We start from the raw sequence: 23,309 nt of genomic DNA on the forward strand, positions 1-23,309 counted from the left end.
CGTTACTGTCCCTTGCGCTCGGCGCGGCGCACCGCGCTCGGCACTTCGATCTCGATCCGCGCCGGCAGCTGGTGCACGTGCAGTTCCTTGTTGATCCACTCGGCGGCTTCGCCGTTGACCGTCACCTCGCCCGGATCACCCGCGTACGGCCATGGCAGCACCACGCCCCCCACCGGCGGCACCAGGCCCGGCTGCACCTCCAGCACCAGCTGCTTGTCGCTGCGCTGCAGGCGGTAATTGAGCTGGCCCTGTGGCGTACGCAGGCCCTGCACCGCGACACCCTCACCCTGCAGCCACGCGCTCGGTACGCCGGCGGCCAGCACCAGCGCATCGTCCATGTCACGGTTGTAGGCGAACATGTCCAAGGCCGAGCGCACGAAGTCCGAGGCCACCCAGGCATGCGGCAGGTCACCGACGAAGAACGGCTTGCGCGGCGTGCGCGAGACCACTTCGGCCCACTGGTTCCAGGCCTGCGGTGCGCGGTCCTTGAAGAAGAACTCGGTGGCCTGCCAGGCGCGGTCGCGCCAGCCCAGGCGCACGAACGCGGCCACGTTGCGCCATTCGTACGGGGTGTAGTCCTTCCACTCGCGCTTGCCATCGCGCCGCGCGACGAACTCGTTCCAGTAGCGTTCGAAGGTCGCCTCCAGGGCCTGCTGCGGCAGTCGGCCCTGCTCGCCGCCAGGCGCCAGTGCGATCGTGGTCGAGGTCGCATCGAAATCGCCCAGCTCGGCCGAGCCCGGCAGGTAGTCGATGCTGTGCTGCTGCATCGCCGACAACAGCGAGGCCTGCAGGTCATCCCTGAACTGGTCGCGCGATTCGGCAATCTGCATCGCCTCGACCTTGCCCAGCTGGGTCGCCAGCAGCGCCGCGTCCTTGTAGCCGCGCAACGCCCAGAAGTTGTCCCAGTACGAGTGCATCGGCTTGGCCGAATAGCCTTCGTGGCTGATCGAGGCCGGCATCATCCCGTAGAACGCCGGGTTGCGCGCGCGGTTCTCTTCGGTGCGCTCGCTGGCGCGCAGCTGCTCCATGTAGGTGTAAGCGCCCTGCACGTGCGGCCACATCAGCTCGGTGAAGGTGCTGTCGCCGGTGTAACGCCCGTACTCGGCGATGCTGTAGATCAGCTCGCCATGGCTGTCGTTCTCCGGCACCGGATCACTGCCGCGCGCATCGACGCAGCACGGCACCTTGCCGTTCTCGAACTGGTACGGCGCATACCAGTTGATGTAGTCACGCACCGCATCGCTGCGGCCCATGCGCAGCAGGCCCTCGGAAATCATCGCGCCATCGCGGATCCAGCTGCGCGCATACGAACGCGTGCCCGGCTGCAGCCGCGGCCCGACCCGCGAGATCAGCATGTGCGCGACCGCCGTGCGCAGGGTGTCGACCAGCGGTTGGCCCGCAGCGGGCACCTGCAGCGAGACCACGCCCAGCTTCTTGCGCCATTGTTCAGCCACCTGCGCCTGCGCCTTGGCCACGTCCAGCGCCCGCGGCGCCCAGCCACCGGTCTGTGGCAGCACCACCGCCACCTCGCGGCTCTGGCCAGGCTCGAGCTTGATCGTATAGATCAACGCGCCCGACGCCATGCCGGTGCTGTCCTTCACCGCGGTCTCAGCCGGGTACTTGCCGTCCGCCAGGTGCATCGCATCGAGCTTGCCATCGAACGTACTGGCAAAGCGCGCGTCCGGCACCTGCAGCGGATAGAGGCGCGGCTCGCCGTTGACCCGTACCAGCTGCTCGCCGACATCCAGTGCATCGATGCGGCTGAAGCCACCGACGGTGTTGAGGAACTGCGTGGGCGGATTGACCTGCCACGGACGGATCGCCAGTGCCAAGGTGTATTCGTGTGCGACCTTGTCCGGATTGCTCAGCCGGTAGCGGCCGATCAGCTGCGCGCGCTCCGGCGTGCCCTGCACGAAGCCGGTCACCGCCAGGCCAACCTTTTCATGCACCCAATCGACGTTGGCGATCGGCAGGTAATGATCCTGCAGCGACTGGGTGATCGCCACCTTCGACCAGTCCAGCAGCTTGCCATCGAGGCGGATGAACGGTTCGATGCTGAAGCTGCCCTTGGCCGGCTCCAGTGCGCCGTCCTCGCTGATCAGCGCCTGTTCCTGGCCGCCATCGAGGCCGAGCAGGGTCCAGTACGGCTGCTCACCCACATAGGCACGTGGCAGCGAGCCGCGTGGCAGGTCGGCGGCGACCGAGGAGAGGAAAGCGTTCGGGGTGGCGGCAAAGGCCAGCGGCTTGAGCGTGATGTCACGGATGCCATAGCGCCAGTTCGGCCCGTCCTGCAGATCGAAGCGCACGTAGCGCGCATCGGTGTCCGGCAGCGCCAGCCAGTCGCGGCCACCGGCACCACTGGTCACTTCACGCACGGTACGCCAGTCACGGCCATCCTCGGAAGTGCGCACGGTATAGCGGCGGGCTTCCAGATTCGGCAGCCAGTCGATCACCGCACCGCCGATCTCGCGGCTCTTGTGCAGGTCCAGGCTGATGGTCTGCTGCTTGACGCCACCACTGATCCAGAACGTATCGCTCTTGCCGTCGATCATGCGGTCCTGCAGCGCGGTGGCGGTATCGGCAATCACCGATGGCACCAGCGCCGAATCATCCTGAGCTGGCAGGCCCTGCAGGGTCAGCTTGTCGAAGCACACCGTGCCGCGGCCGCCGACCTTGCTGTAGATCGTGAACTCGACCGCAGCACTGCGTGCCATCTCCTTCTCGGGCGAGGGACCCCACGCCTTGTCGATCTGGCGGCGGCGGTACTCGACCGGCGTCCACGCCCTGGGGAAGCTGTAGCCGGGCCGGTTGACCCACCAGACGTTGTCGCCACTGGTATCGATCAGCTTGAACTGCAGGTCGTTGCCCGGCGAATCACCGCGCAGCTGGAAACCGAAGCGGTAATTGACCGGGTATTCGATGTTCAGCGCGCGACGGATGCCGACGTAGCCGGAGACATCGTGGAAGTCATAGTCCAGGCACAGCGCGCGGCCACCACCGGCGCCGCTGACCGGCCGCAGCGAACCGCTGACCTGGTCGGACAGCACCAGCTTCCAGGCCGCGATGTCGTCGAAGTCGTCCAGCACCTTCGGTGCCGGCAGCGCCGGGGGTGCGGCGATCGCCAGGGAGGTCCACAACAGGCCCAGTCCAACGGCGATCGCTCGCTTCATCCCTTGACGCTCCCCAGCAACAGACCTTGGATGTAGTACCGCTGCAGCACCAGGAACAGCGCCAGCACCGGGACCACGGTGACCACCGCGCCGGCCATCATCATTTCCACGTCCATGATGTGCTCGCGCGAGAGGGTGGCCAGCGCCACCGGCAAAGTGTAGTGCTCCTGATCGGTCAACACGATCAACGGCCACATGAAATCGTTCCATGCCCCCATGAAGGTGAAGATCGCCAGGGTCACCAGCACGGGCTTGAGCATCGGCAGCACGATCTGGAAGAAGATGCGCAGCTCCCCTGCCCCGTCGATGCGGGCCGCTTCCAGCAGCTCGTCCGGAATCGAACGCGCGTACTGCCGCACCAGGAAGATGCCGAACACGCTTGCCAGCGCCGGCACGATCACGCCGCCGAAGCTGTTGACCAGGCCCAGCTGCTTCATCAGCAGGAACAGCGGCAGCATCGCCACCTGCGCCGGAATCACCAGCGCCGCCATCAGCACCTGGAACAGGCGCTCGCGGCCGACGAAGTTCAGCTTGGCGAAGGCATAGCCGGCCATCGTGTTGAGCAGCAGCGAACCCAGCGTGATACCGACCGACACCAGCAGGCTGTTGGCGAAGTTGCCGCCCATGCCGGTGCGCGCGAACAACTCATGGTAGTTGCGCGTGGTGATGCTCGATGGCAGCAGCGGCGGCGGGAAGTGGGTCGCCTCGCCCTGCGGCATGAACGAGACCGAGAGCATCCACAGCAGCGGCGCCAGGCTGACCAGGGCCAGCACCAGCAACGCACCATTGATCAACCACGGGTACCAGCGCGACTGGCCGATTTCACGACTCATACCAACTGCCTCTTGCGGCCGAAACGCAGCATCACGGTGGTCACCGCCAGGATGATCAGGAACAGCAGGAACGCCACTGCGGAGGCGCGCCCCAGGTTCCACCACTTGAAGCCTTCCTCGAACATGAAATACAGCACGCTGACGGTGCTCTGCAGTGGGTCGCCGCGGGTCATCACGTACGGTTCGGCGAACAGCTGGAAGTAGCCCGACACGGTGATCACGCCGACCACCAGCAGCACCGGGCCGAGCATCGGCAGGGTGATGTGCAGGAACTGCTTCCAGCGCGAAGCACCGTCGATACGGGCCGCCTCGTACAGATCATGCGGGATGGCCTGCAGGCCGGCCAGGAAGATCACCATGTTGTAGCCGAAGTTCTTCCACACCGCGAACAGCATGATGGTCGGCATCGCCCAGTTGGGATCGCCCAGCCAGTCGATCGGACTGATGCCCAGATGGCCCAGGCCGTAGTTCACCAGGCCGTAGCTGGTATGGAACAGGTAGCGCCAGATCACCGCCACCGCCACCAGCGTGGTCACCACCGGCGCGAACAGGGCGGTGCGGAACAGCGCCTTGAAGCGTGCGGCCGGTGCATTCAGCAGCATCGCCGCACCCAGCGACACGCCAATCGACAACGGCACGCCGATCAACACGAAGTAGGTGGTGTTCCACAGCGACTTCCAGAACATCGGCGTCTGCAGCAGGTCGATGTAGTTGCCGAGGCCGACGAACCGCAGGTTGCTACTGTCAGCCAGTGCATAGAGGTCGAAGTCGGTCACGCTCAGCGCCAGCGCCGAGGCGACCGGCAGGCCGAAGAACATGCCCAGCACGATCAGCGAGGGGCCGGCGAAAATCCAGCCGGCAAGCGAAGTACGTTTCATTGCGCGCTCCCGGCGGCCACGGCACTGCTCGATTGCGGCGACGGCACGCGCTGCTGCAGGCGTTGTTGTTCATGCATCCAGCGGCGCTTGGTCAGCACCTTGTCCACGCGCTGGTCCAGCTCTTCCACGGCCTTGTCCTGCGCCAGGCCACCACGCACCACCTTCTCGGTGACGATGCGCATTTCCTGCACGATGCGCTCCCACTCAAGCACCTTCGGCGTCGGCTTGACCCGCTCCAGCTGGTCACGGAACGCAGCGGCCAGAGGATCATTGGCCAGCGACGGTGCGTTCCAGGTACTGCGACGCGGCGGCAGGTCGCCGATGATGGAATGGAAGCGGGCCTGGATTTCCGGGCGCGACAGGAACTCGATCAGCCTCCAGGAGGCTTCCTTCTGCTGCGACTTGCGGAAGATCACCAGGCTGGTGCCACCGGCAATACCGGCGCCCGGACCGTCCGGACCCGGCAACGCGGCCGTGCCCCACTGCCCTTCCAGCTCCTTGGGCTGCAGCTTCTTGAACTCGCGGATGTTCCAGGGGCCGGAGATGTAGAACACATTGAAGCCACGGAAAAACTCGTCCCAGACGTTGGAGATCTGCGTCTCGGACATCTTCGGCGCCCAGCCCTGCTCGAACATGTTGGCGTAGAAGGCCAGCGTGCGGCGGAACCCCGGGCTGGCGAAATTGCCGCGCGTGTCATCGTCGCGCAGCAGCGGATCGGGCTGCTGCAGCGCCAGCGACAGCTGCTGCTCGAACTCGTTGATCGGCATCAGCACCGCATAGCGGTTCGGGCCCTGCATGCGCTTGATCGCCGCCATCTGTTCGTCCCACTCCTGCCACGTGCGCGGCGGGTGGTCGTAACCGGCCTTGGCCAGCAGATCCTTGCGGTAGAAGATCAGGCGCGTATCGACATACCACGGCACGCCCACCAGCTCGCCGTGGATCACATTGGTATCCCAGATGCCTTGGAAGTAGTCCTTCGGGTCGACCACGGCCGAGCGCTGCACGAACGGCTGCAGCGGCGTCAGCGCATCAAGCTCGGCGAACTCCGGTACCCAGGTGTTGCCCAGCTGGCACACGTCCGGCAGGCCGTCGGCGGCGAACGCGGTCAGCAGCTTCTCGTGCGCGGCCGTCCACGGGATGTTCTGCACATCCACCTTGATGCCCGGATTCTCGGCCTCGAACTCATGGATCAGCTCGCTGACCACCTCCGCCTCGCGGCCCATCGCCCAGAAACGTACGGTGGTGGTGCCCGGATCGGTACGGGCACAGCCGGCCACGGCCAATGCGGCGAAGGCAGGCAGCGCCCAGCGGCGCAGGCGGTCGATCCAGTTCGGCATCGGGTTACTTGCCCTGGCCTGTGGTGCGGTTGGCATTGTTCTTCTGTTCCTGCGCGGCAGCCGCGCGTGATTCGGCGATACCCACCGCGCGTGCCGCCGCGGCCTTTTCGTCTTTCTGCAGTTCCAGCGGCTGGAACGAACCTTCCGGTGCCAGCCAGCCACCACTGAACCCGGCCCGTTCCAGGCCCTTGCGGATGTACGGGTTCTTCTTCATGACTTCCCAGACGAAGTCATCGCGGTAGTTGGCGATCATGGTCAGGATCGGGCCCTGATCGATGGCGATGTAATCGCTGGCGACCCAGCCGCGATCCGGCACCAGGCGGCCGGTCTTGATCGGGATGTCGTAGTTGAAGCTGGGGTTGAATGAATCCAGGAAGCCGTAGCTGGAGTAGATGTAATCGCCAAAGCGCTTGTGCATCTCCAGCGTGGCCGGAATCACCTGCTCCGGCGCGAACACCACCGACGCGATCGCAGCGGTGGGAGCGATGGTGCCGTCATCGAAGTTCTCGCGCAGGCCGGCGCCGCGCGAGGAGTAATGGCGGAACTGGCGCTGCTCGCCGCGATAGTCCTGGGTGGTGTTCTGTGGTCCATCACTGGCGGTCAGGCCCCACACATTCTCGCCATACTCCTTCCACTGCATCGGGTTGGCGATGGCGTACTCGCGCTGGGCCAGTGCGGCCGAGCGGCTGTTGAGGAAGTAGGTGCTGCCGCGCTCGCGCATGTACGCATCCTGGATATCGCGGAAGTCGATCCAGACGTGGCTGTACTGGTGGCCGAACAGCGGGCCGAAGGACAGGTATTCCTGGCCCTGGTAGACGCCCCAGTCGTTGTCATAGGTACGCGTCCACACCGTCCACGCATCCGGGCTGACCGGGTGCGTCGGCGAGCCCAGGGCAAGGATGTAGACCATCATCGCCTCGTTGTAGCCCATCCAGTCGTGGTCGATGAAGCCGCTCTCGGGGAACCAGCCCATCGAGATCAGCGGTGCACGCTGCTGCAGCCACGGCCAGTCGACCTTCTTGTACAACGTGTCGGCGATCTGGCGGATCTCCTTCTCACGCGGATCGTCGCCGTCGTAGTACGACTGCGCGAACAGCACGCCCATCATCAGCAGCGCGGTATCCACCGAGGACAGCTCAACCCAGCTGTCGTAGCGACGCCCTTCCTGCATGTCCAGGAAGTGGTAGTAGAAGCCCTTGTAGCCGGCCTTGCCGGTGCGCTGCGGGCCCATCGGCACGTCGCGGAAGAACTTCAGCGTGGTCAGGGTGCGGTCGATCGCCTGGTTGCGGCTGACCCAGCCGTTCTCGATGCCGATCGGGTACGCGGTCAGTGCGAAGCCGACCGAGGCGATGCTGGCGAACGGCCGCGACGGATAGCGATCCGGGGTCAGGCCATTGATCTCGTTGGTGGTATCCCAGAAGAACTGGAAGGTACGACGCTCGATGTCATCGAACAACGGCGGCAGCACCGGCTTCATCGGCCGCGGCGGTGCGTCGGCCTCGATCAGGATCACCGGCGGCCGCGGCTTGGCAGGCTCCTGCTGGGCCGGCTGGCAGGCGGCCACGGCCAGGCTCAACGCTGCGGCGGACAACAGATGGCGTGCCTGCATGGCGCGATTTCTCCGGTGGTCTGATCGATGGGAAAGCATACCGTCCAATGATCTGAAATCGTTTACAAGATGCGTTCTGAAAAAACCACGAAAAACGTGGTTTGACACCGCGATCATTGCCCATGCCGCTGCCCCCTGGCCGGCAGCGGCATGGGCAATGGACCGGCGCGGGGCCGGCCATTGCCGTTTTCAAGCAGCCGATGCCGCCGGCGGAACGGCGGCATCGGGTCGTGCATCTACATCCGGGCTTAGAAGCGGAAGCCCACTTCGGCCTTGATCTGGCGCGGCGTACCGACGATGTCGCCGGTCTCGTTGTAGCTCGCGGTCAACTTGCCATTCTTGTAGTAGTTGTAGTTCGAGAAATTGTCGAAGTTGAACACGTTGATGATGTCGATACGCGCATACAGCTCGGTATCGCCCGGCATCTTGAACGTCTTCGTCGCCTGCAGGTCGACCGAGCGATAACCGAAGATCTTGCCACCCAGCAGGAACTTGCCGTTGCCACCCGGAACCGCCGCCATCGGGGTCGGCAGGTCGAAGCCATTGGCCTGCGGCACGCCGTACCAGTCGTTGATCGCGGTCGGGGTGGCCAGGGTGATCTTGCCACCGAAGGTGATGCCCCAGAAGCCCGCATACGAACCGGTCACCACCAGGCGGTGACGCGGCGCGCCGTTGGAGCGGATGGTCGGATAATCACCGATCACGCCACGGTCGAACGCGTAGTGCTCGTTGATGTCACGGTTGTGGCGGGCGGTGGTCCAGGTATAGGCGATGGAGGTGCCCCAGCCGCTTTCTTGGGTGAACGGCTTCTGCGCCGACAACAGGATCTGGGTAGCACGGGTCTTGATGCCCTGCTGGCCGATGATCAGGCTGCCGAAGCCCGGCACGTTGCAGCTCCACGCCTGGCCCAGACCGGCTTCGGTGCCGCCGCACAGACGCGGATCGTCGAAGAAGTTGCCGGTCGGGTAGCGATTACCCAGGGTGAAGGCGAAGCCGTCATAGGTGAGCGTGCGCGAGATGGTGGCGTCGGTCAGCCAGTCGCCGATCTGATTGCTCATGCCCAGGCTGAACTGGTCAGCGTAGGGGACCTTCAGATTGTTGTTCAGCAGGTCGACTTCCAGGCCGGCATTGCTGGTCGAACCGACCAGGCTCTGGAGGTTGCCGATACCGTTGAGCAGATTCGGGTTCCAGTCATAGCACGCGGCGTTGCCCTGGAAGCACTGACCGGTTGCCGGATTGCGGAAGTAGATCGTCGGCTGCGGCAGGGCCAGCTTGGTGGTTTCCAGCTGCAGGTAGTCGAACAGGTCGCGGTCGTAGGAACGACCGGCACCGCCGTGGATCACGTGCTGCTCGTCGGCATTGATGTCATACGAGAAACCCAGACGCGGCTGCCAGGCATTCTTGAATGCCTTGCGGTTGTGGCCGTTGCTGATGTAATCGTTGATGTTCAGGCCGCTCAGCGCCAGCGTGTCGGCGTAGCTCTGGCCAGCGGCGGCACGCGGATCCTGCGCGAACAGCGCATTGACCACTTCCGGCGGGGTCACGAAGTCCAGATAGGACGGGTTCTTCTCGTAGTCCCAGCGCAGGCCGAGGTTCAGCTGCAGATGGTCGTTGACCTGCCAGTCATCCTGGATGAACAGACCGATCTGCTTCACCTTCGAGCGCACTTCGCCAGACACGCCGGACACGCCGGTGACCGGCTTCACGAACTGTGCCTTGTACGGGATGCTGTCCGGGAAGGTCGGGTTGTCGATGGTGTAGTAGAACTGCGGATTGATCTGCGCCGCATCGGAGGCGTACAGGTCGATCTGCTTGTACTTGGCACCCATCTTGATGGTGTGGTCGCCCGCCCACTCGATGCCATCCAGGGTCAGGTTGTCTTCGATCGACCAGCCCTTCTGGCCCTTCACCTGCGACGACATTGCCGAGGAACCACCGATCGAGACGATGGCGCGCTCCTCGCTCTTGCCGTCCGGCGCGGTGTAGTTGAAACCGTTGCCCATGCTCAGCGGCTTGGGATTGTTGAACGAGTCCTCGTGGGTAACCATCAGCTCGTTGTAGTAACGCTCACCGCTGTGGTTCCAGCGCAGCGCGTAACGACGGTCAGTGTTCTTGGTTTCCTTGCCGTGCATCGGCGCGGTCTGGTCCGAGAACTGCTGCTGGGTTTCATCACGGTCCTGGAAGGTCAGTTCCAGGCGATCGTTGTCGGTCGGCTCGAAGTCGACCTTGGCGAAGATCAGGTCCTGCTGGAACGGCTGGCTGGCCGGGCCCAGGCCGGCCTGGGCATCAGCCGGGACGCGGTTGGCCTTGTTGGTCACCGCACCATGCGGTGCGATGGTCACCGGCAGATCGAAGCGCTTGGCTTCATAGGTCACGAAGAAGTGGGCCTTGTCCTTGACGATCGGGCCGCCCAGGGCGAAGCCGTATTCCTTCTCGGCCGAATCCTCCTTGCCCTTGCCCGGCTGACGCTCGGCCGGGGTCATCGCGCGCATGCTGTCGTTGGTATAACGGTAGAAGGTTTCACCCTTGAACTCGTTGGTACCCGACTTGGTCGCGGCCGTGACCGCTGCACTGGACACCTGGCCGTACTCGGCCTTGTAGTTGCCGGTGATGACCTTGTACTCGCCGATGGCCAGCTGCGGGAACGGGTTACCGGCACTGCCGGACTGACCGGCCACGCCGCCGCCCTTGACGTAGCTCTTCTGGCCCACACCGTCGATGTAGACGTTGGTGCCGTCGGAGTTGGTGGCACCGCCGCGCAGCGAGGTGTTGCCCTTGGCATCGCGGGTGAAGATCATGCCCGGCACCGCGTCGGCGAACTCCAGGAAGTTGCGCGAGACCTGCGGGGTGGTCTGGATCTGCTGCAGGCTGACGGTCTTGCCGACTTCGGACGTGCGCACTTCCTGCAGCAGGGTCGGCGCGACGACGTTGACAGTGTCCAGGTTGGTGGCTGCGGTCGTACCCGGGGTACTGCTGGCCGCGCCGGCGAAGTTCAGGGTGGCGGTCGAGGCCACGGTGACGGTGACCTTCTGGGTCTGGCCATTGGCGACCACGTCGTAGGTGCCTGGGTCCAGGCCCATCAGCGAGTAGCTGCCGTCGGCGCGGACGGTGCCGCGACGGACGGTGCCGGTGGCGACGTTGGTGGCGGTCACTTCGGCGCCGGCCTGGGCGCCGGATACCTGGCCGCGCAAGCTGGCATTGGCCGACTGCGCCATGACGTTCGGAGCGGCGGCCAGCATCAGGCAGCTGACCAGTGCGGTGCTCAGCAGCCGGCGTGCCGGCGTGCGGAAGGTGGTGTGCATCATCAACTCAATCTCCGGGTGGCGGTAACCGCTTGCGCGGTCCCTGCGATCAATCAAAAAAGAAGGAACGCCTCTGGCTTCAACGGCCCGATGGCGGAGTGGTGGAATCGCGAACTATCAAGCGGGGAACCAGGGTCTGCTTGTCCCCTGTCCCGTCCGTGGAGGTGCCGTCCATCAACTGCAGCAGGCGCGTCATGGCCCGGTCGCCGAGCTCGGCGATGCTGACCTGCATGGTGGTCAGCGACGGGTGGACGAAACGCGCCAGTGGAATATCATCGAAACCCGCCAGGGCCACATCGGCCGGGACACGGACCCCTGCCTGCGTGAACGCATACAGGCAGCCCAGCGCCATCATGTCGTTGGCGGCGAACACGGCATCAGGCAGCGCTCCGGCTGCCAGCAACTCCTGACCGGCGCGATGGCCGGAAGCTTCGTCGAAATCACCGGGCAGCTCGATGCCTTCGGCGCCACCGCCAAAAGCCGCCAGCGCGTCACGGAAGCCGCGCAGGCGCTCGCGCGCGTCGAAGTTGAGATCCGGGCCAGAAATGAAAGCGATGCGACGGTGGCCAGCGTCAAGCAGATGACGGGTCATCGCCATCGCACCGGCATGGTCGTCGATGCTCAGCACCGGGTGGTCCTGCCCGGGCAGATAGGTGTTGATCAACACCGTCGGCAACGACTGCGGCAGGTTGTCGGTCAGGAAACCGGGGCTCTCGGCATAGGGCGAGAGCACCAGCAGGCCGTCGACGCGGCCGCGCATGGCGCGCAGGGCCGCACCCTGCTGCTCCTGGTCACCGTGGTAGCTGGACACCAGCAGGTGCTGGCGGCGGCTACGGGCGACATTGTCGATGCCACGCATCAGCTCGGAGAAGAATTCGCCGTACAGGTCAGGCAGCACCACGCCCACCGTATTGGTGCGGCGGCTGCTCAGGCTGCGGGCGGCGGCGTGCGGGGTGTAACGCAGCCGTGCGGCGACCTCCAGCACAAGCTGGCGGACCGGTTCGGCGACATTTTCATGCCCGTTAAGCGCGCGGGAAACCGTGGCCACGGAGACCCGGGCTTCGCGTGCGACGTCTTTGATTGTGATAGCTGCCTTGTTCACGAAGCCGCCCTCCACGGCTTGGACCTACCAGCATTGGCGCGGAATGTAAGCGTTTCCATCTGGGCTTGTAAACAGTCCGTTAGGCGAATGTCCCGAAATGGACATGGAAATCTGTCTGCAGCGAGCCCCCGCGGGGACCCGCCAGGACAGCGTGGGACAAGGGCTCAGCCCTGTTCTGACGGGGTCTGCGCGCGGATGGACAACGCGTGGATGTCGGTCTCCATCATCGCCCCCAGCGCGGCGTACACCGCGCGATGCCGGGCCAGCGGGCCCAGTCCGGCAAAGCGTTCACTCACCACATGCACGTTGAAATGGCCGCGGCCATCGCGCGCACCGGCATGGCCTGCGTGGCGATGGCTGTCGTCTTCGATCTCGAGCACGCTCGGCGCCAGGGCATGCTGCAGCGCATCACGCATTCGCGAGATCCGTTCCGCGCTCACGGCAACACCTTGCGGAACGGTCGCACCTGCACGCGGGTGTAGACGCCGGCGGCCACGTACGGGTCGGCGTCGGCCCAGGCCTGGGCCTGCAGCAGCGACTCGAACTGCGCGATCACCACCGAGCCGCTGTAACCGGCCGGGCCCGGGTCTTCACTGTCCACCGCCGGGCACGGGCCGGCCAGCAGCAGGCGTCCCTCGTCGCGCAGCGCGTGCAACCGCGCCAGGTGTTCCGGCCGCGCCTGCAGCCGCTGCGCCAGCACATCCTGGCCGTCATACCCTTCGATCACATACCACACCGGCATTTCCTCGCTTGCGTTGTCGGGTCCGCAGATTCTAGCCAATGCGACCCCTGCCCCGGCCCGGCTGGACACTGGCGCAACAAAGGCTTACCCTAGACTCCATTGCACGTGGCTGGATGCAGCAGCCCGTCGGTTTTTGCGGCCAACGCAGCCCCCGACGACCGTCCCGCTGCTTCAAACCGGTCCACCTGGCCGGGCCACGTAGACGACCTCCCCGTAGTTCCGTCGCCGCCGTTTCGTGCGGCGCGTCCTGCTGTTTGATATGTGTGGAATCGCGCCGATCCCGGCGTGTCTGGTGCCCTGGGGCTCCGTGGCGTTGGCCCGGCGAACCCGGTGCCGCGACTGGTCCGTTGCAATCCTGATGTCCATTAGATGACTTCCGAACTCGCGCTCGACGCGAACCCGCCAACCCGGCCGCCCGCCCCACAGCAGCAGGAAATGCCGCTGGCCGTGGTGCATGGGCAACCGGTCCTGCAGATTCCGCAGGACCTGTACATTCCGCCGGACGCGCTGGAAGTCATCCTGGATGCCTTCGAAGGCCCGCTGGACCTGCTGCTGTACCTGATCCGCCGCCAGAACCTGGATGTCCTGGACATTCCGGTAGCCGAGATCACCCGGCAGTACGTGGAATACATCACCGTGATGCGCGAGCTGCGCTTCGAGCTGGCCGCCGAGTACCTGGTGATGGCAGCGATCCTGGCCGAGGTGAAGTCGCGCATGCTGCTGCCGCGCCCGGTCAGCGAGGAAGGCGATGAAGCCGACCCGCGCGCCGAACTGGTGCGCCGGCTGCAGGAGTACGAACGTTTCAAGCAGGCCGCCGAGGACATCGATGCCCTGCCCCGCCAGGACCGCGACACTACGGTGGCGCACGCCTTCATGCCCGAACGCGCCACGGTGAAGCTGCCGCCGCCGGTGGACCTGAAAGAGATGCTGCTGGCCCTGCACGACGTGCTCAAGCGCGCCGAGCTGTTCAGCGGTCACGCCATCAAGCGTGAGGCACTGAGCGTGCGGCAACGCATGGGCGAAGTGCTGGGACGCCTGGAAGATGGCAAGTTCTATCGTTTTGAAGGGCTGTTCACGGCCGAAGAAGGCAAGCTGGGCGTGCTGGTCACGTTCCTGGCGGTGCTGGAACTGGCCAAGGAACAGCTGCTGGACATCGTCCAGGAAGAACCACTGGCGCCGATCTACGTGAAATCGCTGGCCGCCGGCAACACCAATGCCCCGCTGCAGTTCAGCAGCGAGTTCGACGACAACGACGCCGCCAATGCAGACGAGTGAGCGCTGACTGCCGATGGATCAACTGCTGATCAACCGCATTGTCGAGGGTGCCTTGCTGGCCTCCAGTCAGCCGCTCACCCTGGCCCAGCTGAAGGACCTGTTCCCGGAAGAGGAACCGGCACCGCCGGGCAGCATCGAACGCGCGCTGGAACGCCTGCGCGAAGCCTGCGAAGGCCGCGGCGTGGAACTGGTCGAGGTCGCCTCCGGCTTCCGCTACCAGGTGACCGGCGAAGTGCATGGCTGGATCAGCCGGCTGTGGACCGAACGCAAGACCCGTTACACCCGCGCCACCCTGGAAACCCTGGCGCTGATCGCCTACCGGCAACCGATCACCCGCGGCGAGATCGAGCAGGTACGCGGCGTGGCGGTCAGCAGCAACATCATCCAGGCGCTGGAAGAACGCGAGTGGATCCGCGTGGTCGGCCACCGCGATGTGCCCGGCAAGCCTGCGCTGTTCGGCACCACCAAGGGCTTTCTGGATTATTTCGGCCTGAAGCGATTGGATGAGCTGCCGCCTCTGTCGGAACTGAAGGACCTGGGCGAGCTGGAACCCCAGCTGTCCCTGGACCGCGATGCGCCAGCAGCAGCAAGCGCCGACGGTCCTGACATCTCGGCCGGCGACGAAGGCGCTGCCGCGAACGATGATGCCGGCCTGGCCGGCAGTGACACCCCCGATTCCGCCGACGCAGCTCCTGCGGCGGCTATCGATGAGCAAGCACCTTCGCCCCTCGATGATGGGCACCCCGATTCCGCGCCGGGCGAGCGCGCGGTGCCAGTGAACGAACGCGAAGACAACGCCGTCGCGATGACGACCGTGGCTGTTGACCAAGCCGATTCCGAACCAGAGGCCGACCTCGAAACCGTCGGCCGGAGCAAAACTGATGAGTGACACCCCCCGTAACAAGCTCTCGCTGAAGCGCGAAGCCACCTCCGAACAGTTCAAGCTGGAAGAGCGCCTGCACAAGGTGCTGGCCCAGGCCGGCCTCGGCTCGCGCCGCGCGCTGGAACAGCGCATCGCCGAAGGCCTGGTCAAGGTCAACGGTGAAGTCGCGCAGACCGGCATGTCGGTCAAGAGTGGCGACAAGATCGAGCTGGATGGCCGTGGCTTCGTCGCCACCGCCCTGGCCGAGCCGTCGCGCGTGCTGGTCTACAACAAGCCGGAAGGCGAAGTGACCACCCGCGATGATCCGGAAGGCCGCCCCACCGTATTCGAATCGCTGCCACCGCTGAAGGGCGCGCGCTGGATCGCGATCGGCCGCCTGGACATCAACACCACCGGCCTGCTGCTGGCCACCACCGACGGTGAACTGGCCAACGCCATGATGCACCCGTCGTTCGAGGTCGAGCGCGAATACGTGGTCCGCGTGCGTGCGCCGGAAGGCGAGGAAAAGGTCTCCGACGCCATCGTCGACCGCCTCACCCGTGGCGTGGCACTGGAAGACGGCCCGGCCAAGTTCGACGAGATCGAACGCATCGGCGGCACCGACTCGCACGACTGGTTCCGCGTCGTGGTGAAGGAAGGCCGCAACCGCGAAGTGCGCCGCCTGTGGGAATCGCAGGGCTGCCAGGTCAGCCGCCTGAAGCGCACCCGCTACGGCAAGGTGAGCCTGCCGCGCGAACTGGCCCGCGGCCATTCGGTGGAACTGGGCACCACGCAGGTTGAAGCCCTGCGCGCGCATCTGAAGCTGGAAGAAGGCGCGCCGTCGGCACTGACGCTGCAGCCGGTGATCGGCCAGCGCCGCGCCGCCAAGACCACCGTGCGCGTGCGCGAAGGTGGCCGCGGCAACGCCTACGTCAACGGCCACAACACCGCCGACGAGGGCCGCGAGCTGCGTCGTTTCGATAACGTCCGCGAAGACCGCGGCCGTGGTCGCGGCGGCAAGGGCGGCGGCTTCAAGGGTGGCCTGACGGTCAGCGGTGAAGCGGCAGCCAAGCAGTCGCAGAAGCCGTTCAAGCAGCGCGCCCAGAAGAACGACCGTTCGCTGCCGGAAGGCAACCCGGCCGCGTTCCGCACCTGGTACGTGCCGGATGGCGTGAGCACCGGCCCGAGCGGCCATCGCAATGCCGGCCCGGGCGCGCGTGGCCCCGGTGCCCGTGGTCCGGGTGCAGGCGGCCAGGGCCGTCCGTATGGCAAGCCGAAGGGTCCGGGCGCAGGCGCCGGTGGCGGCCAGGGCCGTGGCGGTTTCGGCGGTGAAGGCCGTGGCGGCGCGGGCGGCCAGGGTCGTCCGGCCGGTGCGGGCAACCGCTCGCAGGGCCAGGGCAACAAGCACCCGTACGGCCATCCGGGCAATGCCCCGAGCTTCCCGTCCGACCACGCCACGCCGGGCTTCAACCCTTATGGCAGCCCGAAGCCGGCACAGGGCGCCCGTGCGGGCGGTCGCGGTCCGGGCGGCGGCAACCGCGGTCCAGGCGGTAATCGCGGCCCGGGTGGTCCGGGGGGCAACCGTGGCCCGGGTGGCCCCGGCGGCAACCGCGGTCCGGGCGGCCCGCGCCGCAGCGGCCCGCGCGGCGGCTGATCGCTGACACGCATGAAATGAGAAACCCCGGCGCAGGCCGGGGTTTTTCGTTGAAAAGGGGACGGAGGGGATTAAGTCGTTTTTGCCACGGTGTGTGTCGAAGGGGCGAAAGCGACTTAATCCCCTCCGTCCCCTTTTGCGTGGCGCTGGAAAGCGGCGGGAGTGGTGCCGGTCATGCTGCGGAAGAAGGCGATGAACGGGCTCTCGGCGGAGAAGCCGGTGTCCTGCGCCACATGCGCGACGCGATGACCCAGCAGCAGCAACTCCATGGCCCGCATCAGGCGCCATTGCTGGCGCCAGGCCTGGTAGCTCATGCCGGTATCACGCTGCATCAACCGGCCGACAGTACGCGCGCTCAGGCCCGTGCGTGCGGCCAGCTCCCCCAGTTCGGGCGGCAGCTGCTCGGCCAGCGGCAGGCAACGTGCGATCCGCGGATCACGCGGTAAAGGCAGGTCCATCGGCGCCACCGGTGCAGCGGCGATTTCCAGCACGCACAACGCCAGTTGATGGTGCGCGCGCGGCGACTGCCAGTCATGGTCGAACGGCGCCTGCGCGATCGGCTCCAGCAAGGCCTGCAGCAGCGGACCGACGCCGATGATCGCCGGCTGCCGGGGCAGCTGGGCCGACAGGGTGGCGTCGAAGTACAACGAACGGTAGTCGACTGCCTGGCGCATCTGCGCACGATGGCGCAGGCCACCCGGAATCCACGCCGCGCGCGCGGGCGGCAGCAGGCTGACGCGGTCACCGTAGGTCAGGCGCGTACAGCCCTGCCGGGTGTACAGCAGCTGCGCGCGTGCATGTTGGTGCCAACCCGAGTCGTGATCCGCCAGTGAGGCCGCGATCCCCAACACCGGAGCGCCCCAGGCATCGGCGTCGAAGTGCGCATCCGGCTGCAACCAGGCCATGTCTGATTTCATATATCTGATGACAGGATAGACAGAGTGCGCCATTGTGGGCGCGACCACAATGCGCGGCCCTGTTCCTGGAGCGCCCGCATGTCGCGCCGCCTGTTGTTGCTCACCATTGCACTGCTGATGTTTCCGCAGTTGGCACAGACCCTGTACAGCCCGGCCCTGGCCGATCTGGCCGAACGCTTCGCCCTGCCGCCGAGTGCCGCCAGCCAGGCCATGAGCCTGTACCTGTTCGGCTTCGCTGCAGGCGTGCTGCTGTGGGGGCGCCTGGCCGATCGTATCGGTCGTCGCCCCGCCCTTCTCTGTGGCCTCGGCGTCTTCGCAGTGGCTGCACTGGGCGGGCTGATGGCTGGCAGCTTCGGCCAGGTGCTGCTGGCCCAGGCGTTGGCCGCAGTCGGCGCCGCCGCCGCTTCGGTGGTGACCCAGACCGTGCTGCGCGACCATCTGCAGGGGCCAGCGTTGGCGCAGGCATTCTCCTGGATCGGCATGGCCCTGGCCCTGAGCCCGGCCATCGGTCTTGCACTGGGCACGCTGCTGGTCGCCGCCAATGGCTATGCCGGCGTACAGTCCGGCCTGCTGCTGATCGCTGCCCTGCTGGCGGTGGCATGCCTGGCAGGCCTGCGCGAAAGCCGCCCTGCACAGATCTCGCACACGCCCATGCTGCCGCTGCTGCGGGAACTGCTGCGCGATCGCTGGATCTGGTCACACGCGTTGCTGGTGATGGCCTTCAACGTGGCGATGTACAGCTGGTATGTGCTCGGCCCCTTCGTGTTTGCGCGCCTGCACTGGCCAGCCACCTGGTTCGGCGCCAGCGGCGCGGTGCTGGCACTGGGCTCGGCACTGGGCGCGTGGGGCAATGGCCGCCTGCTGCGTGCAGGCGTTGCCACAACCACGCGCATCCGCATCGCCGCAGGACTGGTTCTGACGGGAGGCCTGCTGGCCGCGCTGCTGCATGATCACCCTGCCCTGGTCGCGGCGATGGTGCCGGTGGTGACGGGCTTCGGCCTTGCCATTCCCAATGTGCTCGGCCAGGCCTTGCGCGGCTATCCACACTGTCTCGGCAGCGCAGGCGCGCTGTTCGGCCTGCTCTACTACCTGCTGATCGGTGCGGCAATGGCGCTGGTCGGTGCAGTGCAGCTGCTGGCACCGACCCTCATCGTGTGCGGCCTGCTGGCCTTGTGGCTGCAGCGGCAGCGTCCCGCTGCAGCCTAGGAATTGCTGCAAAAGCAGCGCACTGTGCGCGCCTTCCGGGAACGGCTTTGATTCCCTGGCTATCGTGCGCGCTCTCCCACACAAGGCAGATGCCCATGATCACCATCACCGCCGAACAGGCCCGCGCCAACGTCGATGCCGCCAAGCGCCCGATCGAACTGTTCTACCGCGATCTCGACAACGCCATCCAGATCGGCTCGGAAAATGGCCGCCGCTACGTCGTGTTCGGCTTCAGCCAGGTGATGGCCAGCGAGCAGCTCGTCGAAGACGTGGTCGCACAGTTGCTGAAGAATGGTTTCGGTGTTGAACGGTTGTTGAGCGATTCCGAACAGCACTACATCCGCATCAACTGGGGAACTGCCGCGCCGTCGCGCCTCAGCGCCGGCTGAGGGTGAACGCGGTGCCGTCCACGCCCAGGTCCCAGCCCTTGCCGGTACCGGACAGGGCCAGCGAGATGTCGCCCTTGGTCATCACCTGCGCGTTGCTGGACTTCACCGCACCGGCATGCGCGCCGACCGAGGCGTAAGTGCCCAGCAGCTCGTTGACGCTGACCGCGCCGGTGAAGCTGCCACGCCCGTTGGTGATCTTCGACTTGCCGACGGTCAGGCCGCCCCCCTTCATCTGGATGCGCACCGGCAGGCTGGCGCCGTTGCTGCAGGTGACCGTGCCATTACCGGATGCGGTCTTGTAGATCAACGACCAGCCGGACAGGTTGTAGCGCAGCTCGCAATCGAGGTTGCCGGCAGCGTGCGCGGCGGGGGCCAACGCTGCGGCGGACAGCGCCAGTAGCAGGGCGAAGGGCTTGTTCATGGCGGGACTTCCAGTTCGGTCGGACTGGCGGCGAATCTAACAGCGCGCGCGTGCACGTTGAATGCAGGCGCGCGCGCTGGTGCGGCGGCGTTCAGGCCGTCGCTCAGGCCTGCTCGTCCAGATGGAAGGCATCGGCATCAAGCATGGCCGGGAAGCGCGCGCGGTGTGCTGCCAGCGCCTCGGCCGAGACGGTGGTGGTGACCACCTGTTCGCGTTCGCGAATCTCCACCTGCGGCTGACCGAGGAAATCCAGCACCGCGCTGTCGCCGGCGTAATGCAGCTGGTTGCCATCGACGCCCACGCGATTCACTGCCGCCACGAAGCACAGGTTCTCGATCGCACGTGCACGCAGCAGTGTCTTCCACGCATAGGCGCGTGCCGACGGCCAGTTGGCAACGAAGATCTGCAGGTCGAAATCCAGCTGCTGCGGACGCTCCACGTTGTAGCGGTTGCGGCAGAACACCGGGAAACGCAGGTCGTAGCAGACCTGCGGATTGATCCGCCAGCCCTTCCATTCCACGCTCAGGCGGTCGCGACCGGCAGCATAGCGCTCGTGCTCGCCGCCGTAACGGAACAGGTGGCGCTTGTCGTAGTACTCCAGGTTGCCATCGGGCGTGGCGAACAGCAGGCGGTTGTAGACGCCTTCGCCATCACGCAACTGCACGCTGCCGATCACCGCCGCGTTCAAGGCCCTGGCCTGCTCGCGCACCCAGGCCACGGTCGGGCCGTCCATGCCTTCGGCCTGGGCGATGGCGTCGTTGGAGAAGCCACTGGTGAAGGTCTCCGGCAGGATCACCAAGTCGGTGGTGCCGGCCAGCGGTGCCAGCAGTGCGCCGTAGTACTCACGGTTGCCCGCCGGATCATGCCAGCGGGTGTCGCCCTGGACGAGGGAAATGCGCAGGTCCTGCATGGTCACTGCTCCGCTCAAAGAAGGCGCAGGCGTTCGATCGCCGCGTCCATGGTCGCTTCATTCTTGGCGAAGCACAGGCGCACCAGGCGCTGACCGGCCGGCGGATTCTCGTAGAACGGCGACAGCGGGATGGCGGTCACGCCCTTCTCGATGGTCAGCCACTTCACGAACTCGTGGTCCGGCAGGTCGCTGATGGCCGAGTAATCGACCAGCTGGAAGTAGCCGCCCGGGACCGGCAGCGCCTTCAGGCGGGTGCTGGACAGCTGCTCGCGGAAACGGTCGCGCTTGGCCTGGTAGAACGCGCCCAGCTCGAGGTGGTGTTCGGGCTCATCGCGGATCATCGCGGCGAAGCCATACTGCGCCGGACCGAAGCTGGTGAAGGTGTTGTACTGGTGCACCTTGCGGAACTCGGCGGTCAGCGCCGGCGGGGCGATCGCATAGCCGATCTTCCAGCCGGTGCAGTGGTAGGTCTTGCCGAAACTGGAGATGACGAACGCGCGCTCGCGCAGTTCCGGGTAGCGCAGCGCCGATTCATGGCGGCGGCCGTCATAGATGATGTGCTCATACACCTCATCGGAGATCAGGTAGATCTGCGTGCCGCGCAGCAGCTCGGCCAGCGCCTGCATGTCCTGCGCCGACAGCATCGCGCCGGACGGGTTGTGCGGGGTGTTGACGATCAGCATGCGTGTGCGCGGGGTGATCGCCGCACGCACGCGGTCCCAGTCGACGGCGAAGGTCTGCGGATCCAGCGACACATGCACGGCCTTGGCACCGGCCAGATCGATCGCCGGTTCATAGCAGTCATAGGCCGGGTCGAGCACGATCACTTCTTCGCCGGCACGCACCACGGCGTGGATGGCGTTGAAGATGGCCTCGGTACCGCCACTGGTGACGGTGATCTCGCTGTCCGCATCGACCTGTGCGCCGTAGCAGTCCAGCGCCTTCTGTGCGATGGCCTGGCGCAGCGGCGCCACGCCGGTCATCGGCGGGTACTGGTTCAGCCCGGCGGCCATCGCCTTGGCCGTCTCATCGATCAGGCGCTGCGGCGCGGAAAAGTCCGGGAAACCCTGGCCCAGGTTGACCGCGCCGTGTTCGGCGGCGAGCTGGGACATCACGGTGAAGATCGTGGTACCGACCTTGGGCAGCTTGGTGTTGGGTTGCATCGGCCTGGAATCTGGGGGAACGAGGCCCAGAAGTGTACGAAATCCACGCTGCGACTGTGGGTTCAGCCGGTAGCGCCGGGCCATGCCCGGCGGCTCTTTGCATATGCCTTGCGGCCGCCGGGCATCGCCCGGCGCTACCGGGACAGCATTCACCGCTACAATTGCCGCCGCACTCCGGCATGAAGACCCCTGCCCCTTGAACACCCCTGCATTGCTGGCCGCCAGCGGCCTGAGCTTCTCCCGCAATGACGAGCCGGTGTTCGGCCCGCTGGACTTCCATGTGGACGCCGGCGAAGCCCTGCTGGTGCAGGGCGGCAACGGCGCCGGCAAGACCACGCTGTTGCGCGTGCTGGCCGGCCTGGCCCGGCCCGGTGCCGGGCAGGTGCAGATCGATGGCCGACCGGCCGGCAATGCCGAGCGCGCGCGCTATGTCGCCTACCTCAGCCACCTGCCCGCATTGAAGCCCGATCTGGACACGCTGGAGAACCTGCACTTCCTGTGTGGCCTGCACGGCCGCCGTGCGCGGCAGATGCCCGGCAACGCGCTGGCCATCGTCGGCCTGGCCGGTTATGAGGACACCCTTGTTCGGCATCTGTCCGCCGGGCAGAAGCGGCGGCTGGCTCTGGCACGCATCTGGCTGTCGCCGGCGCCGCTGTGGCTGCTCGACGAACCCTATGCCAACCTCGACCTGGAGGGCATCACCCTGGTCAACCGGATGATTTCCGCGCACCTGCGCGCCGGTGGCGCGGCACTGGTCACCACCCATGGCGCCTATGCCGCACCGCCGGTGCGTACCCGCCAGCTCGACCTCGGCGGTGCCGCATGATCGCGCCAGGCACCGAACCGGGCCTGTGGCAGACCGCGGGCGCCCTGCTCAAGCGCGACCTGCGCCTGCTCTGGCGCCGCCGCGGCGATGCGCTGCAGCCGCTGCTGTTCGCGGTGCTGGTGGTGGTGCTGTTCGCGCTGGCGCAGGGTCGCGAGCCGCAACTGCTGGCCGCCACCGCAGGCGCAGTGCTGTGGCTTGCGGTGCTGCTGGCCGGGCAGCTGTCGCTGGATTCACTATTCCGCTCCGATGCCGAAGACGGCTCGCTGGAACAATGGCTGCTGGCGCCGGTGCCGCTGGCCTGGCTGGTGCTGGTGCGCGTGCTGCTGCACTGGGCCACCACCGCGCTGCCGTTGATCGTGGTCAGTCCGCTGCTGGCCGAAATGCTGCATCTGCCGCATGACCAGCTGCCGATGTTGCTGGCATCGTTGCTGCTGGGAACGCCGTTGCTGAGCCTGATTGGTGGCGTGGTCGCTGCACTGACCGTCGGCATCCGACGCTCTGGTATTCTCGTGGCATTGCTGTCGCTGCCGCTGTACGTGCCGGTGCTGGTGTTCGGCGCAGGCAGTCTGGCGGCAGCCGGACGCGGACAGGATCCGGTCGGTGCGCTGCTGATGCTGGGCGCCGGCCTGCTGGTCGCGCTGGTGCTGGCGCCGTTGGCCACCGCCGCTGCAATACGTATTTCTCTGAGTTGACCGAGCTGAGAGCCAATCCAC

Annotated in this window: 20 protein-coding genes; 7 read left to right on the forward strand and 13 right to left on the reverse strand. The window is 66.2% G+C overall.

The annotated features are described in order from the left end of the window. Positions 1–2 precede the first annotated feature (2 nt). From GOC52_RS13680 to GOC52_RS13720, 9 genes are all read right to left on the reverse strand, one after another. Entirely contained in the window at positions 3–3,170 is a 3,168-nt protein-coding gene (locus GOC52_RS13680) for a discoidin domain-containing protein (RefSeq protein WP_071306020.1), read from the reverse strand. Continuing rightward, positions 3,167–4,003, reverse strand: coding sequence for a carbohydrate ABC transporter permease (locus GOC52_RS13685; protein WP_006378064.1), 837 nt, complete (start codon positions 4,001–4,003; stop codon positions 3,167–3,169). Before GOC52_RS13685 ends, GOC52_RS13680 begins: the two co-directional genes overlap by 4 nt. Next, on the reverse strand, positions 4,000–4,881 hold the full coding sequence (locus GOC52_RS13690) for a carbohydrate ABC transporter permease (protein ID WP_006378065.1): 882 nt from the start codon (positions 4,879–4,881) through the stop codon (positions 4,000–4,002). Before GOC52_RS13690 ends, GOC52_RS13685 begins: the two co-directional genes overlap by 4 nt. Continuing rightward, positions 4,878–6,218 (reverse strand): sugar ABC transporter substrate-binding protein, encoded by a 1,341-nt coding sequence (locus GOC52_RS13695; protein WP_071306021.1) that lies wholly within the window; start codon positions 6,216–6,218, stop codon positions 4,878–4,880. Before GOC52_RS13695 ends, GOC52_RS13690 begins: the two co-directional genes overlap by 4 nt. 4 nt (positions 6,219–6,222) lie before the next feature. Next, the gene (locus GOC52_RS13700) at positions 6,223–7,827 is read right to left on the reverse strand and encodes a glucoamylase family protein (RefSeq protein WP_010486724.1); all 1,605 of its coding nucleotides are present in this window, start codon (positions 7,825–7,827) and stop codon (positions 6,223–6,225) included. 248 nt (positions 7,828–8,075) lie between these two features. Further along, the gene (locus GOC52_RS13705; RefSeq protein WP_043401509.1) at positions 8,076–11,132 is read right to left on the reverse strand and encodes a TonB-dependent receptor; all 3,057 of its coding nucleotides are present in this window, start codon (positions 11,130–11,132) and stop codon (positions 8,076–8,078) included. Positions 11,133–11,208: 76 nt separating this feature from the next. Further along, entirely contained in the window at positions 11,209–12,246 is a 1,038-nt protein-coding gene (locus GOC52_RS13710) for a LacI family DNA-binding transcriptional regulator (RefSeq protein WP_019336632.1), read from the reverse strand. A gap of 149 nt (positions 12,247–12,395) precedes the next feature. Continuing rightward, positions 12,396–12,671 carry a BolA family protein gene (locus GOC52_RS13715; RefSeq protein WP_019336633.1) on the reverse strand — a complete coding sequence of 92 codons (276 nt, stop codon included), beginning with the start codon at positions 12,669–12,671 and terminating at the stop codon, positions 12,396–12,398. After that, a complete protein-coding gene (locus tag GOC52_RS13720; protein ID WP_029550673.1) occupies positions 12,668–12,967 on the reverse strand; it encodes a YciI family protein in 300 nt (99 codons plus the stop codon). Before GOC52_RS13720 ends, GOC52_RS13715 begins: the two co-directional genes overlap by 4 nt. A gap of 375 nt (positions 12,968–13,342) precedes the next feature. On the opposite strand from GOC52_RS13720, the gene GOC52_RS13725 reads away from it, so the two are divergent. The 3 genes from GOC52_RS13725 to GOC52_RS13735 are packed head-to-tail and all read left to right on the forward strand — an operon-like array spanning position 13,343 to position 16,764. Next, a complete protein-coding gene (locus GOC52_RS13725; RefSeq protein WP_010486714.1) occupies positions 13,343–14,248 on the forward strand; it encodes a segregation and condensation protein A in 906 nt (301 codons plus the stop codon). A gap of 13 nt (positions 14,249–14,261) precedes the next feature. Then, positions 14,262–15,137, forward strand: a complete 876-nt coding sequence (scpB, locus tag GOC52_RS13730) for an SMC-Scp complex subunit ScpB (protein ID WP_019336635.1) — start codon at positions 14,262–14,264, stop codon at positions 15,135–15,137. Then, complete coding sequence (locus tag GOC52_RS13735) at positions 15,130–16,764, forward strand: pseudouridine synthase (RefSeq protein ID WP_191849667.1); 1,635 nt, start codon at positions 15,130–15,132, stop codon at positions 16,762–16,764. Before scpB ends, GOC52_RS13735 begins: the two co-directional genes overlap by 8 nt. 116 nt (positions 16,765–16,880) lie before the next feature. Here GOC52_RS13735 and GOC52_RS13740 read toward each other — a convergent pair whose 3' ends face one another. Further along, positions 16,881–17,669: an AraC family transcriptional regulator gene (locus GOC52_RS13740; RefSeq protein WP_032129778.1), complete on the reverse strand. Its 789-nt coding sequence runs from the start codon at positions 17,667–17,669 to the stop codon at positions 16,881–16,883. A gap of 90 nt (positions 17,670–17,759) precedes the next feature. Between GOC52_RS13740 and GOC52_RS13745 the strand changes: the two genes are divergently transcribed. Both GOC52_RS13745 and GOC52_RS13750 read left to right on the forward strand, forming a co-directional pair. Next, positions 17,760–18,887, forward strand: coding sequence for an MFS transporter (locus GOC52_RS13745; protein WP_043401504.1), 1,128 nt, complete (start codon positions 17,760–17,762; stop codon positions 18,885–18,887). A 95-nt stretch (positions 18,888–18,982) separates the two neighbouring features. Then, positions 18,983–19,276: a hypothetical protein gene (locus tag GOC52_RS13750; protein WP_043401502.1), complete on the forward strand. Its 294-nt coding sequence runs from the start codon at positions 18,983–18,985 to the stop codon at positions 19,274–19,276. Here the strand turns inward: GOC52_RS13750 and GOC52_RS13755 are convergent. The 3 genes from GOC52_RS13755 to GOC52_RS13765 all read right to left on the reverse strand — a co-directional run bounded on the left by GOC52_RS13755 (position 19,263) and on the right by GOC52_RS13765 (position 21,770). Then, positions 19,263–19,697, reverse strand: a complete 435-nt coding sequence (locus GOC52_RS13755) for a hypothetical protein (protein ID WP_010486698.1) — start codon at positions 19,695–19,697, stop codon at positions 19,263–19,265. The two genes, GOC52_RS13750 and GOC52_RS13755, sit on opposite strands and share 14 nt — an antisense overlap. 103 nt (positions 19,698–19,800) lie before the next feature. Further along, on the reverse strand, positions 19,801–20,607 hold the full coding sequence (locus GOC52_RS13760; protein WP_010486696.1) for an amidohydrolase: 807 nt from the start codon (positions 20,605–20,607) through the stop codon (positions 19,801–19,803). Positions 20,608–20,621: 14 nt separating this feature from the next. Further along, a complete protein-coding gene (locus GOC52_RS13765) occupies positions 20,622–21,770 on the reverse strand; it encodes a pyridoxal phosphate-dependent aminotransferase (RefSeq protein WP_010486694.1) in 1,149 nt (382 codons plus the stop codon). Between the two features lie 196 nt (positions 21,771–21,966). Here GOC52_RS13765 and ccmA point away from each other — a divergent pair, with 196 nt between their 5' ends. Together ccmA and ccmB are read left to right on the forward strand one after the other, a co-directional pair. Continuing rightward, the gene (ccmA, locus tag GOC52_RS13770) at positions 21,967–22,596 is read left to right on the forward strand and encodes a heme ABC exporter ATP-binding protein CcmA (RefSeq protein WP_019336398.1); all 630 of its coding nucleotides are present in this window, start codon (positions 21,967–21,969) and stop codon (positions 22,594–22,596) included. Next, the gene (gene ccmB, locus GOC52_RS13775; RefSeq protein WP_006456616.1) at positions 22,593–23,288 is read left to right on the forward strand and encodes a heme exporter protein CcmB; all 696 of its coding nucleotides are present in this window, start codon (positions 22,593–22,595) and stop codon (positions 23,286–23,288) included. The genes ccmA and ccmB overlap by 4 nt, the downstream gene beginning before the upstream one ends. Positions 23,289–23,309 lie beyond the last annotated feature (21 nt).

The organism is Stenotrophomonas sp. SXG-1, from assembly GCF_014083965.1.
In the GTDB taxonomy this organism is placed as follows: Bacteria; Pseudomonadota; Gammaproteobacteria; order Xanthomonadales; family Xanthomonadaceae; genus Stenotrophomonas; species Stenotrophomonas geniculata.